Annotated in this window: 13 protein-coding genes; 7 read left to right on the top strand and 6 right to left on the bottom strand. The window is 68.0% G+C overall.

All coding sequences use genetic code 11. From position 1 onward, the window contains the following. Window positions 1-16: 16 nt before the first annotated feature. On the bottom strand, window positions 17-778 hold the full coding sequence (locus tag ACWMMN_RS10650) for a haloacid dehalogenase type II (RefSeq protein ID WP_059233825.1): 762 nt from the start codon (window positions 776-778) through the stop codon (window positions 17-19). Between the two features lie 154 nt (window positions 779-932). Here ACWMMN_RS10650 and ACWMMN_RS10645 point away from each other — a divergent pair, with 154 nt between their 5' ends. After that, window positions 933-1,838 (top strand): LysR family transcriptional regulator, encoded by a 906-nt coding sequence (locus ACWMMN_RS10645; RefSeq protein WP_059233826.1) that lies wholly within the window; start codon window positions 933-935, stop codon window positions 1,836-1,838. 159 nt (window positions 1,839-1,997) lie between these two features. Further along, window positions 1,998-2,432: a universal stress protein gene (locus ACWMMN_RS10640; protein WP_011549516.1), complete on the top strand. Its 435-nt coding sequence runs from the start codon at window positions 1,998-2,000 to the stop codon at window positions 2,430-2,432. Between the two features lie 206 nt (window positions 2,433-2,638). On the opposite strand, the gene aceA is transcribed toward ACWMMN_RS10640, so the two are convergent. The 3 genes from aceA to ACWMMN_RS10625 form a co-directional block, all read right to left on the bottom strand. Then, window positions 2,639-3,946, bottom strand: coding sequence for an isocitrate lyase (gene aceA / locus ACWMMN_RS10635; RefSeq protein ID WP_256085034.1), 1,308 nt, complete (start codon window positions 3,944-3,946; stop codon window positions 2,639-2,641). 400 nt (window positions 3,947-4,346) lie between these two features. Beyond that, complete coding sequence (locus ACWMMN_RS10630) at window positions 4,347-5,900, bottom strand: DEAD/DEAH box helicase (RefSeq protein ID WP_059233828.1); 1,554 nt, start codon at window positions 5,898-5,900, stop codon at window positions 4,347-4,349. A 360-nt stretch (window positions 5,901-6,260) separates the two neighbouring features. Continuing rightward, entirely contained in the window at window positions 6,261-6,530 is a 270-nt protein-coding gene (locus ACWMMN_RS10625; RefSeq protein WP_059233829.1) for an acyl-CoA-binding protein, read from the bottom strand. 147 nt (window positions 6,531-6,677) lie between these two features. Here ACWMMN_RS10625 and tsaB point away from each other — a divergent pair, with 147 nt between their 5' ends. Genes tsaB through ACWMMN_RS10605 form a run of 4 tightly spaced genes read left to right on the top strand, consistent with a single transcriptional unit; the run spans window position 6,678 to window position 9,919 of the window. Continuing rightward, window positions 6,678-7,445: a tRNA (adenosine(37)-N6)-threonylcarbamoyltransferase complex dimerization subunit type 1 TsaB gene (gene tsaB, locus ACWMMN_RS10620; protein ID WP_174993045.1), complete on the top strand. Its 768-nt coding sequence runs from the start codon at window positions 6,678-6,680 to the stop codon at window positions 7,443-7,445. Next, window positions 7,442-7,942 (top strand): ribosomal protein S18-alanine N-acetyltransferase, encoded by a 501-nt coding sequence (rimI, locus tag ACWMMN_RS10615; RefSeq protein ID WP_059233831.1) that lies wholly within the window; start codon window positions 7,442-7,444, stop codon window positions 7,940-7,942. The genes tsaB and rimI overlap by 4 nt, the downstream gene beginning before the upstream one ends. Further along, entirely contained in the window at window positions 7,929-8,957 is a 1,029-nt protein-coding gene (locus tag ACWMMN_RS10610; protein ID WP_174993044.1) for a uracil-DNA glycosylase, read from the top strand. Before rimI ends, ACWMMN_RS10610 begins: the two co-directional genes overlap by 14 nt. After that, a complete protein-coding gene (locus tag ACWMMN_RS10605; RefSeq protein WP_486422649.1) occupies window positions 8,954-9,919 on the top strand; it encodes a DUF1853 family protein in 966 nt (321 codons plus the stop codon). The genes ACWMMN_RS10610 and ACWMMN_RS10605 overlap by 4 nt, the downstream gene beginning before the upstream one ends. Window positions 9,920-9,937: 18 nt before the next feature. Here ACWMMN_RS10605 and thiD read toward each other — a convergent pair whose 3' ends face one another. Both thiD and lplT read right to left on the bottom strand, forming a co-directional pair. After that, window positions 9,938-10,747: a bifunctional hydroxymethylpyrimidine kinase/phosphomethylpyrimidine kinase gene (gene thiD, locus ACWMMN_RS10600; protein ID WP_342702444.1), complete on the bottom strand. Its 810-nt coding sequence runs from the start codon at window positions 10,745-10,747 to the stop codon at window positions 9,938-9,940. Between the two features lie 58 nt (window positions 10,748-10,805). Continuing rightward, entirely contained in the window at window positions 10,806-12,113 is a 1,308-nt protein-coding gene (gene lplT, locus ACWMMN_RS10595; protein ID WP_059233835.1) for a lysophospholipid transporter LplT, read from the bottom strand. Between the two features lie 218 nt (window positions 12,114-12,331). Here lplT and alr point away from each other — a divergent pair, with 218 nt between their 5' ends. Beyond that, complete coding sequence (alr, locus tag ACWMMN_RS10590; RefSeq protein WP_059233836.1) at window positions 12,332-13,402, top strand: alanine racemase; 1,071 nt, start codon at window positions 12,332-12,334, stop codon at window positions 13,400-13,402. Window positions 13,403-13,405 lie beyond the last annotated feature (3 nt).

The following is a 13,405-nucleotide window of genomic DNA, read 5'->3' as shown; positions in this document are numbered from 1 at the left end:
GGCAGCGCCGCGAACGTCATGCACCCGGGCTGGGGCGCGTGCGGTTCGCGGGCTTGCCGGACGGAGCCGGGGTGGCGAGGAAGGCGAGCAGGTCGGCCATGCCGGTGCCCGTGCCGTCGGGCGGCGCGCCGAGTTCCTCGGCGGGCGCGCCCGTGCGGTTGAGCCAGAACGTCGTGTAGCCGAACCAGACGGCTCCGGCGACGTCCCAGGCGTTCGACGACACGAACACGATGCTGCGCGGGTTCGACCCGAACGCGGCGGTGCCGAGCGCGTAAGCGGCCGGACTCGGCTTGTACGCGCGCACGGTGTCGGCCGACAGCACGCGATCGAACAGCCCGGTCATGCCGGCGCTCTTGATCGCGATGTCGAGCATCTGCGGGGTGCCGTTCGACAGGATCCCGAGCGACGGGCGCGGTTCGAGCGCGCGCAGCTTGCGCAGCGCGGGCACGGTGTCGGGATAGGTGGACAGGCACGCGTATTCGTCCATCAGCCGCTTCTCGGCCGCGCTGTTCAGCGCGAGCCCGAGCCGGCGCGCGGCGAACCGCAGCGCGTCCAGCGTGATGTCCCGGAACGGGCGATAGCGCGCGCCGGCCGGATCGGCGAGCGTGCGCAGTTGCGAGTATTCGATTTGCTTGCGTCGCCACAGCTGCGACAACCGTTCCCCGTGTCCGGGAAACATCTGCTCCGCCGCGGCCAGCACCGCACGCACGTCGAACAACGTGCCGAATGCGTCGAAGAGGATTGCGTCGGGAGAGGAGAGTGTCGTTGTGGCCGACATAGCCTTGCGCTCCAGTTTCAGAGGTCGGATCGATTCTATTCGTGATCGTATGGTCTAAAAAATACGCTATTCATCACTTGATCTTTTACTTTCATATACCTAATCTTGAGCGGCTTAAGCTATTTGAAGGGCGGCCGTGCCGTCCTCGCGATTCATGGACCGGTTCAAACAGATCGAAACGTTCGCCGCGGTTGCGGCGAAGGGCAGCCTGTCGGCGGCCGCGCACGCGGAAGGCGTCGCGCCGGCGATCATCGGCCGCCGCCTCGACGCACTCGAGGAGCGGCTCGGCGTGAAGCTGCTGGTGCGCACGACGCGCAAGCTCACGCTGACGTTCGAAGGTTCGGCGTTCCTCGAGGATTGCCAGCGGATCATCAACGACATGCAGAACGCGGAGGCGAGCGTGTCCGCTGGCGGCGTCAAGGCGAGCGGCCACCTGCGGATTTCCGCGCCGGCCGGCTTCGGCCGGCGGCACGTCGCGCCGCTCGTACCCGAATTCAGCGTCGGGCATCCGGACGTGTCGGTCACGCTCGACCTGTCCGACCGGATGGTCGATCTCGTCAACGAGGGGTTCGATTGCGCGGTGCGGCTCGGCGAGCTGCCCGATTCGTCGCTCGTGTCGCTGAAGCTCGGCGAGAACCGCCGCGTGTGCGTCGCGTCGCCCGCCTATCTGGCGCGGCGCGGCACGCCGGTCACGCTCGCGGAGCTGGCGCGGCACAACTGCCTGGCGCTCGCCGCGAATGCGAACCAGCAGCGCGGCTGGGCGTTCCAGGAAGACGACAAGGTCGTGTCGATCCGCGTGAACGGCACGATGGAATGCTCCGACGGCGCGGTGCTGCACGAGTGGTGCCTCGAAGGCTACGGCCTGGCGTGGCGCTCGTGGTGGGAGGTCGGCGACGACATCGCGGGCGGCCGGCTCGTCAGCGTGCTCGATGCATTCGAGGCGCCGCCGATCGGCATCCACGCGGTGTTTCCGCAGCGCCGGCACCTGCCGTTGCGCGTGCGCCTGTTTCTCGATTACCTGAAGCACACGTACGAGCAGCCCGGCTATTGGGGCGAGTAGGCGGCGCCCGCCCGCGTGTTTCCGATATGAGGGCGAACCCGCTGCCGGTTCCGATCGGGCGGTTTCGCACACTACACTCGTAGGAGGCATGTCCGGCGCGTCGCGGCCGGTCCGGACGGGATCGTGGCGCGCGGCGTGCGATTGACGAAGGAGGGCGCGATGTTCAGGCACATCCTCGTTCCAACCGACGGTTCCGAACTGTCGCAGAAGGCGATCGACGGCGCGATCGACCTGGCACGCGCGGTCGGCGCGCGCGTGACGGCCTACGCGTGCCTGCCGCAGTATCCGTACTCGCCGTTTTCCGAAGTGATCATCGAGCCGCCCGCCGATTTCCGCGCGCGCAGCGAGCGCGAGGCGCGTGCGCACCTCGACGAGGTCGAGGCCGCCGCGAAGGCGGCCGGCGTCGCCTGCGACACGTGGACGAGCGTCCACCCGTCGCCGTACCTCGGCATCATCGAGGCGGCCGAACGCGGCGGTTGCGACGTGATCTTCATGGCGTCCCACGGACGCCGCGGTCTCGGCAGCCTGCTGATCGGCAGCGAGACGCAGCGCGTGCTGACCCATACGAAAATTCCGGTGATCGTTTATCGGTAGGGCGGTGGCGCCCGTGGCTGCGCGGGCAGCGTCGCGGAAAAAGGGCGCGCCGGACGAAGCCGGCGCGCATCGTTGCAGGCGGCCCGCAGGCCGCGCGGCGGGTCGCGCGATCAGTGCCGCGCGCCTGCCGTCTCCTCCCTGATTGTTGTCCGGTGGCCGGTGCCGCGCCGTGACGAGGCGGGCACCGGCGTGACGCTGGGCGCGGGTTACGCGACCTTCTTGCCGTCGAAGAACTGCTCGTCTTCGGTCGAGCCGTGCAGCGCGGTCGTCGACGCTTCGCGCTCGACCGTCTGCGTCACTGCGTCGAAGTAGCCGGTACCGACTTCGCGCTGGTGCTTGACGGCCGTGAAGCCCTTGTCGGCTGCCGCGAATTCGGCCTGCTGCAGTTCGACGAACGCGCTCATCTGCGTGCGGGCATAGCCGTGCGCGAGGTTGAACATCGAGTAGTTCAACGCATGGAAGCCGGCCAGCGTGATGAACTGGAACTTGTAGCCCATCGCACCGAGTTCCTTCTGGAACTTCGCAATCGTCGCGTCGTCGAGGTTCTTCTTCCAGTTGAACGACGGCGAGCAGTTGTACGACAGCAGCTTGCCCGGGAACTGCTTGTGGATCGCTTCCGCGAACTTCTTCGCGTACTCGAGATCCGGCTTGCCCGTTTCGCACCAGATCAGGTCGGCGTACGGTGCGTACGCGAGGCCGCGCGAAATCGCCTGCTCGAGGCCCGGCTTCGTGCGGAAGAAGCCTTCCACCGTGCGCTCGCCCGTCAGGAACGGCTGGTCGTTGTCGTCGACGTCGGACGTGATCAGGTCGGCCGCTTCCGCGTCGGTCCGCGCGACCAGCACGGTCGGCGTGCCCATCACGTCGGCGGCGAGACGCGCGGCCGACAGCTTCGCGACGGCTTCGCGCGTCGGCACGAGCACCTTGCCGCCCATGTGGCCGCACTTCTTCACCGACGCGAGCTGGTCCTCGAAGTGGACGCCCGATGCGCCCGCCTCGATCATCGCCTTCATCAGTTCGAACGCATTCAGCACGCCGCCGAAACCGGCTTCCGCGTCGGCGACGATCGGTGCGAAGAAGTCGACATAGCCTTCGTCACCCGGGTTCTTGCCTTCCGACCACTGGATCTGGTCGGCGCGCGTCAGCGTGTTGTTGATGCGCTTCACGACGAGCGGCACCGAGTTCGCCGGGTACAGCGACTGGTCCGGGTACATTTCGCCCGCGACGTTCGCGTCGCCGGCCACTTGCCAGCCGGACAGGTAGATGGCCTTCAGGCCGGCCTTCACCTGCTGCATCGCCTGGTTGCCGGTCAGCGCGCCGAGTGCGTTGACGAACGGCTCGTGGTTGATGAGGCTCCACAGTTTTTCCGCGCCGCGCTTGGCCAGCGTGTGCTCGATCGGGACCGAGCCGCGCAGGCGGACCACGTCCTCGGCCGAGTAGCCGCGCTTGATGCCCTTCCAGCGCGGATCGGTTTCCCATTGCTGTTGCAGGTCCTGTGCCTGTTGCTGACGCGACATGATGAGCTCCTTGATGCGGTGTGTTGCCTAATGGGCCGAATCTGACGGTAGTGATGCGGTTCGCGAAGCGGGGCGCGGAGCATTCCGTTTCGCGAAGTCTTGTATAAGAGTCTAGGCAAATCGGCAGGCGCGAAACAGGGGGCTTGCCCGGGGATCGGGTAAATTTTTAAGTGTTTTAAATCAAGTGCTTGTATTTGTGATTTCGGGATGAGAAACGTCTTTTTCCATCCCGCAATCGCACGGGTTGTGCCGTGCAACATGATTTTTTACGACGCAAAAAAATTTTCCGCATCGTGAAATGTGGGGCGGGGCGAAAAAAAACCGGCGCAGGTGCGCCGGTTGGCTGGATGGGTGGGGTGCCCATCCGTTGGGGCGGCGGCGAAGCGCCGCCCGTGCGTGCTTACGACGCGGAGTTGCTGCGACGCGGGCCGCCGCTGCGCTGACCGTCGCGACGCGGGCCGCCGTCGCGGCTGCCGCCCGGCTTGCCGCTCCAGCCGCCGCCATTGCCGCCGCCGTAGCTGCGGCCGTTGCCGTTACCGTTGCCGCCATAGCCGCCGCCCGGCTTGCCGCCGAAACGTCGACCGCCGCCGTTACCGCCGCCCGGACGGCCGCGGCCGCCGTTGCCGCCGTTACGCGGGGGCGCCTTGCGCGGCTCGAAGCCTTCGATCACGTTGACCGGCAGCGGCGCGCGCACGAAGCGCTCGATGCGCTTGAGCGCGCCTTGCTCGGCGTGGTGCACGAGGCTCACTGCCGTGCCCGAACGGCCTGCACGGCCGGTACGGCCGATACGGTGCACGTAGTCTTCCGCGAACTTCGGCAGGTCGTAGTTGAACACGTGCGTGATGCCCGGGATGTCGATGCCGCGTGCCGCGACGTCGGTGGCCACCAGCACGCGCACACGGCGCTCGCGCAGCGCACGGATCGTGCGGTTGCGCGCGCCCTGCGGCAGGTCGCCGTGCAGTGCAGCCGATTCGAAGCCTGCATCGGCAAGACGGCCGGCGAGCTGGTCGGCGTCGATCTTGGTTGCCGTGAAGATGATCGCCTGGTCGAGCGCGTCGTCGCGCAGCAGGTGATCGAGCAGGCGATCCTTGTGATCGCGGTCGTCGACGTAGTGCACGGTCTGCGCGATGTTGGCGCGCGACTCGAGGCGCTGCTGGATCTCGATGCGTTCCGGATCCTTCAGCAGGCGGCTCGTCAGCGAACCGATCTTGCCGTCGAGCGTGGCCGAGAACAGCATCGTCTGGCGCGACTCGGGCGTGGCGGCGACGATCGTTTCGATGTCTTCGATGAAGCCCATGTCGAGCATGCGGTCGGCTTCGTCGAGCACGAGCATCTTCAGTTCGGACAGGTCGATGCGGCCGCGCTCGAGGTGATCGAGCAGACGGCCGGGCGTGGCGACCAGGATTTCCGGGTTCTTCGCGAGCAGCATCAGCTGCTGGCCGTAGGCGACGCCGCCGAGGATGCTGACCGTGCGCAGGCGCTTCAGGTGCTTGCCGTACGTCGATGCGGCCGTGGTGACCTGCATCGCGAGTTCACGGGTCGGCGTCAGCACGAGCAGGCCCGGGCGCGCGACGGGTTGCGGGCGGCGCACACGGCGGTCGCCCTGGTTCGGTTCACGCGGCGCGCGCGGTTGCTGCGCCTGCGTCTTCTGGAGCTGCGCGAAACGTTCGATCGCGGGCAGCATGAATGCAGCGGTCTTGCCCGAACCGGTCGGGCTCGAGACCAGCAGGTCGCGGCCGGCGATGCCGGCCGGAATCGCGCGCTGCTGGACCGGCGTCGGCTTCACGTAGCCGGCGGCTTGCAGCGCGGAGACGATCTCCGGCGACAACCCGAGCGACGCGAAGCTCGGCTCGTCCGACGCCGGTTCGACCGCGGCCGGTGCGGCGGCGTCGTCGAGACCGAGCGCCTGGTCGGCGATCGCGTTGAGCGGGCTGGAGTTGATGCTCGAAGTCATAACAATCCTTGAAACACAGTGGGTGAAACGTCGGCGCCAATCGCGCATACCCAAGTCGTCGGATTCAGCGAGCAAATCGGGAAACGGGTGCAATCCGCCGAACCGTCGGCGGATGAGGCATTAGAAGCTGTTTTGGGTGCGGCGCGCTTCTGGAGCGGGGCCGCCAGCCTGATAAGTGACGACCGCGAGGGTCGAAGCAGGAGGGGACAGGTTCTAAACCGGATTGGAGCTTAACGCTACGAGGCGTCTGGCCGGAACGGCTTGCGAGCCGAGCGCGGGAGGTGACGCAGGCCGCATTATAAAGAATTTTGCTGCGCTGCGCCACTGATTTGATTGCCTATTGCGGCGGCGGGCGATCCGTCAGGAAGCCGTGCCGTTTTTCAGCGATTCGACGAGTTCGATGTACTGCTGCTTTGCCGCATCCGACGACGTGCCCTTCAGCGCGTCCCACGCGTCGTACTTGTATTTGCCGACGATGTCGGTGAAGCCCGGCTTGTCGCCGTGCGCATCGCCATCGGTCGCCTGCTTGAAGAGCGCGTACAGGCGCAGCAGGGTCAGGTTGCCCGGGCGTTCGGTCAGTTGCTTGACGTCGATCTGGGCCTGGTCGAATTGGGTGGTGAGTTCGCTCATCGGGTGTCTCCGTAAGGGTTTCAGGTCGGGCGATCTTAACAAGCGGACCGTCGCACGGGGTCGAGCGATCCTTCCAAACCGCCGCCGGCCCCGCGCGTGCGCACAGATCGGGCCCGATCGCCCGTGGGAGCGGGGCGTCGCATTACAATGTCGGCCATGACGCAAACAGTGCTCCTCGCCATCGATACGTCGACCGAATACTGCTCGGTCGCGCTGCTGCGCTCGGCTCACGCCGATGACGCCGTTTCCACCCCGCAAACCTGGGTTCGCCACGAGCCGACAGGCGCCGTGTCGAGCACGCGCGTGCTGCCGGCGATCCAGGAGCTCTTCGCCGAATCCGGGCTGACGCTTGCCGATTGCGATGCGATCGCGTTCGGCGCGGGCCCCGGCTCGTTCACGGGCCTGCGCACCGCGACGGGCATTACCCAGGGCCTCGCATTCGGCGGCGGGTTGCCGGTCGTGCCGATCGGCACGCTGCTCGCGTGCGCCGAGCACGCGCGGCTGCGCGCGCCCGGCACGGCCCGTGTGCTGGCCGCGCTGGACGCGCGGATGGACGAAGCCTACTGGGCGGATTTCGAATGGGATGACGGCGCCGGCGACTGGCGCACGCTGCATCCGGCGTCGCTCGATGCGCCGGGCGCCGTCGGCGTGCCCGATGTGCCGTTCACGCTCGCGGGCAATGCGGCCGCCGCGTTCGGCGCGCAGTTGCCGGCCGCGGCGCGTGCGGCCGTGATCGACGGCGACGCGATGCCGCATGCGCTGGCGGTCGCGCATGCCGCGCTGCGCGCGTTCCGCGCCGGGCGGGCGGTGCCGGCCGATCAGGCCGCGCCCGAATACGTGCGCGACAAGGTCGCCCAGACCACCGCCGAGCGCGTCGCGGCACGGGCCGCGCAGACGGGCGGAGCGAAGGGATGACGGGTGTCTTGCTGAGCGACCGCTATCTGGCGCCGATGACGGACGCCGATCTCGACGAGGTCGTCGCGATCGAGCACATCGCGTACGAATTCCCGTGGAGCCGCGGCAACTTCGAGGATTCGTTGCGCAACGGCTATCTGGGCGTGTGCCTGCGGCACGTGACGGGGTCGCTCGTCGGCTATTGCGTGCTGATGCCCGTGGTCGACGAGATGCACCTGCTGAACCTGTGTGTCGCGCCGGCCGCGCAGCACGCGGGCGCGGGCCTTGCGCTGCTGCGCGAGGCCGTGCGCATTTCGCGCGCGGAGCGGCTCGACGGCGTGCTGCTCGAGGTACGGCCGTCCAATCCGCGCGCGATCCAGCTGTACGAGCGGTTCGGCTTCGTGACGATCGGCCGCCGCAAGAACTACTATCCGGCGAAGCATCGCAGCCGGGAGGACGCGATCGTGATGCGTCTGACGCTGAACAAGGATGAGGGAGACGCGCATGGCGTGGGCTGAAGCGGCGCTCGAGGAACTGGGCCTCGCGCAGATCTGGGTGCGGCGCGGGCAGCGCGCGGACGAAGGCGTGGCAGCCGAAGCGCCGGCGGTGACGCAAACCGGTGCAGACGACGGGGTTCCCGCGGTCGCGGCCGAGCGCCCGGTGCGTGCGGCGCGTCCGCCGGTGCAGGACGATGCGCCGCCGGCGGTTGCGCGCACGGGCGATGCTGCGCTGGCGCGCGACGCGGATGCGCCGGCGCGCCGTGTCGCCGAGCGCGATCGCGTGCCCGCGGCGCCCGTACCGGCCGCCTCGACCGATGCGATGCCGCCGATGGACGACGCGCCGCCGGCCGATGCCGACGATTTCGCGTGGTTCGACGCGGCGCCGCCGGGCGATTTCGTGCCCGCGCCGGCTGCAGAATCGCGCCCGGCCGGTACGCCGGTTGCCGCGCTCGACTGGGATGCGCTGGCGGCGCGCGTGGCCGACTGCACGCAGTGCCGTCTGTGCGAGAAGCGGACCAACACCGTGTTCGGTGTCGGTGACCGCGAAGCGGACTGGATGCTGATCGGCGAAGCGCCGGGCGAGAACGAGGACAAGCAGGGCGAGCCGTTCGTCGGCCAGGCCGGCAAGCTGCTCGACAACATGCTGCAGTCGTTGTCGCTCAAGCGCGGCGACAACGTGTACATCGCGAACGTGATCAAGTGCCGTCCGCCCGGCAACCGCAACCCGGAGCCGGACGAGGTCGCGAGCTGCGAGCCTTATCTGCAGCGCCAGGTCGCGCTCGTGAAGCCGAAGCTGATCGTCGCGCTCGGCCGTTTTGCCGCGCAGACGCTGCTGAAGACGGACGCGAGCATCGCGTCGCTGCGCGGCCGCGTGCATGCGTACGAAGGCGTGCCGGTGATCGTCACCTACCACCCGGCGTACCTGTTGCGCAGCCTGCAGGACAAGTCGAAGGCGTGGGCCGACCTGTGCCTCGCGCGCGACACGTTCCAGCGCGCGGAAGGCGTTGACGCGAACGGCCCGGCCGGGCAATGACGACCGGCGCGGCGTTCGCGTTCGTCGATACGCTGCATGACGCCGCGGTGCGCGATCTGGGCTGGCTGCTGGCCAGCCCGAGCCTGCTGACCGCGGTGCCGGGCGCGCCGCTTGCGCAACCGTGGCCGGATGCGGCTGGACGATCGGCCGTCGAAGCATGGCTCACCACGCTCGATGCGCAGCCCGAGCCGCTGCATCGCGCGCTCGACGGCTTCCGGCCGACCCGGCTCGGCCGCTACGCCGAATGCCTGCTCGAGTATTTCCTGACGCACGGCCCGTCGCTGCGGCTCGTCGCGGCCAATCTCCCGCTGCGCAGCAACGGCAAGACGCTCGGCGAAGTCGATTTTCTCGTCGATGCGCCGGACGGGCAGCGCCTGCACTGGGAGCTCGCGGTGAAGTGCTATCTGTGCGCGCCGGTACGCGCCGGCGCGTCGCTTGCCGACTTCGTCGGCCCCAATCTCGTCGACCGGTTCGACCGCAAGCGCAGCCGGCTGCTCGATCACCAGTTGCGGCTCGCCGAACACGACGGCTTTGCGCGGCTCGGCTTTGGCGCGCCGTCCGACGCGCAGATGTTCATCAAGGGCTGGTTGTTCTACCCGCACGGCGCGCCGTTGCCGCCGGTTTCAGCGGAAATCGCTCCAGATCACCCGCATGGATTCTGGCTGACGCACGCGCAGTGGCCGGCGTGGGCGGCCTCGCAGCGTGCCGGCGCCGCATGGAGCGTGTTGCCGAGGCTGGCATGGCTCGCGCCGCGACGGGCGGCCGCCGATACCGGATTCGAACCCGAGCCGCTGGCGGCCGCTTTGGCGCTGCCGCCCGTGTTGACGACGCGCGAGGCGCCGGCGCTGATCGGCGTGCATGAACCGGGCAGTGACGGTACGTGGCGCGAAAGGGCGCGCGGCTTCGTGGTGCCGGACGACTGGCCGGCCCGCGCACAGGCGTTCGCGGCGCAGGATCGCTGACGCCGCGTCAGCCGGCGCTTACCACCAGCGATGGAAGTGATGGACGGGGCCGACGCCGCGGCCGACGTCGAGGTCGCCGCTCGCGGCGATCGCACCGGTCAGGTAGGTCTTGGCTTCGCGCACCGCGCTTTCGAGGTCGGGCTGCTGCGGCAGCAGCGCGGCGATCGCCGACGACAGCGTGCAGCCGGTGCCGTGCGTGTTGCTGACCGGCACGCGTGCACCGTCGAGCCGCACGGTGCGTGCCGCTTCAACGAGCCAGTCGGGGCTCGCGGACGCATCGGGCAGGTGGCCGCCTTTCATCAGCACGGCGCGCGCGCCCGTCTGCAGCAATGCCCGGCCTTGCCGCACCATGTCGTCTTCCGTGGTGGCGGGGACATCGTTCAGCAGCGCGGCCGCTTCGGGCAGGTTCGGCGTGACGACCGTCGCGAGCGGCAGCAGCGCATCGCGCAATGCATCGACCGCATCGGGCGCGAGCAGCGCGTGCGAGCTCTTCGAGATCATCACCGTGTCGAGCACGACGAAGCGCGGCGCGTAACGGCGCAGCGCGTCGGCCACCGCGCGCACGATCGACGCGTTCGCGAGCATCCCGATCTTGACCGCATCGATGCGGATGTCGTCGAATACCGCATCGAGCTGCGCGGTCACGAACGCGGCGTCCGGCGCATGCACGCCCGTCACGCCGCGCGTGTTCTGCGCGGTCAGCGCGGTGATCACGCTCGCGCCATACGCGCCGAGCGCGGAGAAGGTCTTCAGGTCGGCCTGGATGCCTGCGCCGCCGCCCGAATCGGAGCCGGCGATCGTCAGGATGTTGGGTATCGGGTGCGTCATGAGGGCAACGCGCCGGTTCGAAGACCGGCGCCGGCGGACGGAAACGGAAAGTGTAGCGTCAGTGCCGCGATTCGCCGATCAGCGCGACCGAGTCGAACTGACGCTGGTTCGCCTGGTGGCGGCGCATCACGAGCCACATCGTCAGGCAGACGAACGTGCCGAACAGCACGATCACGACGCCGACCGGCACGTCGAGCCACACGAGCACCGCATACAGGCACAGCATCACGAGCACCGACAGGTTCTCGTTGAAGTTCTGCACCGCGATCGAGTGGCCGGCCGACAGCAGCACGTGGCCGCGATGCTGCAGCAGCGCGTTCATCGGCACGACGAAGTAGCCCGACAGCGCGCCGACGCACATCAGGAAGATGTACGCGACGATCAGGTAGACGGGCATGCGCAGATGGCCGAAGTGCACGGCCCAGTGCGACGGGAACAGGTCGCGCGTGTAGAACGCCATCAGCATCACCGCGATGCCCATGATGATGCCGACGGGCAGCACGGTCAGCGACTTCTTCAACGGAATCCGGGCGGCGGCGGCGATTGCACCCGCCGCGACACCGACCGCGACCACGGCCTGCAGGATCGCGCCTTCCGACAGCGACATGCCGAGCGACACTTCGGCCCACTTCAGCACGATGAACTGCAGCGTCGCGCCTGCGCCCCAGAACAGCGTCGTGACCGCGAGCGAGATCTGGCCGAGCTTGTCGCGCCAGAGCACCATGAAGCAGTCGGCGAAATCCGTGAGCAGCTTGACCGGGCCGCGTTCCTGCTTCGGGTAGCGGGCGCCCGTATCGGGGATGCGCAGGTTGAACAGTGCGGCGATCACATAGATCGCCATGATGATCGCCATCGCCGCTTCGGCGGGCGTGCTGATCCAGTCGGGCGTATGCGCGATCACGTGCGACGCGATGTGCGGGCTGATCAGTGCGCCGCCGAGCACGGTGCCGAGGATGATCGAGCTGACGGTCGTGCCTTCGATCCAGCCGTTCGCGGCGACCAGCCGGTCGGCCGGCAGCAGCTCGGTGAGAATCCCGTACTTGGCGGGCGAATAGGCGGCCGCGCCGAAGCCGACGATCCCGTACGCGATCAGCGGGTGGGCGCCGAACAGCATGATCATGCAGCCCACCACCTTGATCGAGTTGGTGATGAACATCACGCGGCCCTTCGGGCGCGAATCCGCGAACGCACCGACATACGCCGCCAGCACCACGTACGACAACACGAAGAACAGCTTTAGCAGCGGTGTCATCCAGTTGGGAGCGTGGAGGTCTTTCAGCAGGGCGATGGCGGCGATGAGGAGCGCATTGTCGGCCAGCGACGAGAAAAACTGCGCGGCCATGATGGTGTAAAAACCTTTTTTCATCTGATGCGATGCTTTCGTCGCTGCGGCAGGGCCGCGTAGGCCGCCTGGTATGCGATCGGCTTATTCCGTTCGAAATGGGTTGTGCGCACGGCTTTATAACATGAAAATACGCCAATTCGGACTAGCAAGATTCCCCGATCGTTCCGCAAATTGTCGGCTTCAGTGCTCAAAAGGCGCGGTAAGCTGATGATTCGCAAGCGTCTTTACGTAAATTTCCCATGCCGCGCCCGATCTCCGCCACCATCCACACCGCCGCTCTCGCGAACAATCTCTCCGTCGTCCGCCGATTTGCCGGCCCGTCCAAGGTCTGGGCGGTCGTCAAGGCCAATGCGTACGGCCACGGTCTCGCCCGTGCGTTTCCGGGCCTGCGCGGCACCGACGGCTTCGGCCTGCTCGACCTCGACGAGGCCGTGAAGCTGCGCGAGCTCGGCTGGGCCGGCCCGATCCTGCTGCTCGAAGGCTTCTTCCGGTCGACCGACATCGACGTGATCGACCGCTACAGCCTGACGACGACCGTCCACAACGACGAGCAGATGCGGATGCTGGAAACGGCGCGGCTGTCGAAGCCGGTCAACGTGCAGCTCAAGATGAACAGCGGGATGAACCGGCTCGGCTACGTGCCGGAAAAATACCGTGCGGCGTGGGAGCGCGCCCGCGCGTGCCCCGGCATCGGCCAGATCACGTTGATGACCCATTTCTCGGACGCGGACAACGAGCGTGGCGTCGCCGAGCAGCTCGCGACCTTCGAGCGCGGCGCGGAAAGCATCGCCGGCGCGCGCAGTCTCGCGAACTCGGCAGCCGTGCTGTGGCACCCGGATACGCACTTCGACTGGGTGCGGCCGGGGATCGTGCTGTACGGCGCGTCGCCGTCGGGGCTGTCGTCCGACATCGCCGACGCGGGGCTGAAGCCCGCGATGACGCTCGCGTCCGAGCTGATCGCGGTGCAGACGATCGCGAAGGGCCAGGCGATCGGCTATGGCTCGACGTTCTCCGCGCAGGCGCAGATGCGGATCGGCGTCGTGGCGTGCGGCTACGCGGACGGCTATCCGCGCGTCGCACCCGAAGGCACGCCGGTGATCGTCGACGGCATCCGCACGCGGATCGTCGGCCGCGTGTCGATGGACATGATTACCGTCGACCTGACCCCGTGCCCGCAGGCCGGCGTCGGTGCACGCGTCGAGCTGTGGGGCAATGCGCTGCCGATCGACGACGTCGCGCGCCATTGCGGGACGATCGGTTACGAGCTGATGTGCGCGGTCGCCGGCCGCGTGCCGGTGCGAGCGGAATAAGGG

This window comes from Burkholderia cepacia complex sp. TUM26381, from assembly GCF_057439935.1.
The sequence above is the reverse complement of the archived record's forward strand: the minus strand, read 5'-3'. Positions and strand labels throughout refer to the sequence as shown.

Bases quoted from the DNA above. Each gene is read 5' to 3' on its own strand.
- ACWMMN_RS10650 (WP_059233825.1), bottom strand. From the start codon at position 778: ATGTCGGCCACAACGACACTCTCCTCTCCCGACGCAATCCTCTTCGAC.
- ACWMMN_RS10645 (WP_059233826.1), top strand. From the start codon at position 933: ATGGACCGGTTCAAACAGATCGAAACGTTCGCCGCGGTTGCGGCGAAG.
- ACWMMN_RS10640 (WP_011549516.1), top strand. From the start codon at position 1,998: ATGTTCAGGCACATCCTCGTTCCAACCGACGGTTCCGAACTGTCGCAG.
- aceA (WP_256085034.1), bottom strand. From the start codon at position 3,946: ATGTCGCGTCAGCAACAGGCACAGGACCTGCAACAGCAATGGGAAACC.
- ACWMMN_RS10630 (WP_059233828.1), bottom strand. From the start codon at position 5,900: ATGACTTCGAGCATCAACTCCAGCCCGCTCAACGCGATCGCCGACCAG.
- ACWMMN_RS10625 (WP_059233829.1), bottom strand. From the start codon at position 6,530: ATGAGCGAACTCACCACCCAATTCGACCAGGCCCAGATCGACGTCAAG.
- tsaB (WP_174993045.1), top strand. From the start codon at position 6,678: ATGTCGGCCATGACGCAAACAGTGCTCCTCGCCATCGATACGTCGACC.
- rimI (WP_059233831.1), top strand. From the start codon at position 7,442: ATGACGGGTGTCTTGCTGAGCGACCGCTATCTGGCGCCGATGACGGAC.
- ACWMMN_RS10610 (WP_174993044.1), top strand. From the start codon at position 7,929: ATGGCGTGGGCTGAAGCGGCGCTCGAGGAACTGGGCCTCGCGCAGATC.
- ACWMMN_RS10605 (WP_486422649.1), top strand. From the start codon at position 8,954: ATGACGACCGGCGCGGCGTTCGCGTTCGTCGATACGCTGCATGACGCC.
- thiD (WP_342702444.1), bottom strand. From the start codon at position 10,747: ATGACGCACCCGATACCCAACATCCTGACGATCGCCGGCTCCGATTCG.
- lplT (WP_059233835.1), bottom strand. From the start codon at position 12,113: ATGAAAAAAGGTTTTTACACCATCATGGCCGCGCAGTTTTTCTCGTCG.
- alr (WP_059233836.1), top strand. From the start codon at position 12,332: ATGCCGCGCCCGATCTCCGCCACCATCCACACCGCCGCTCTCGCGAAC.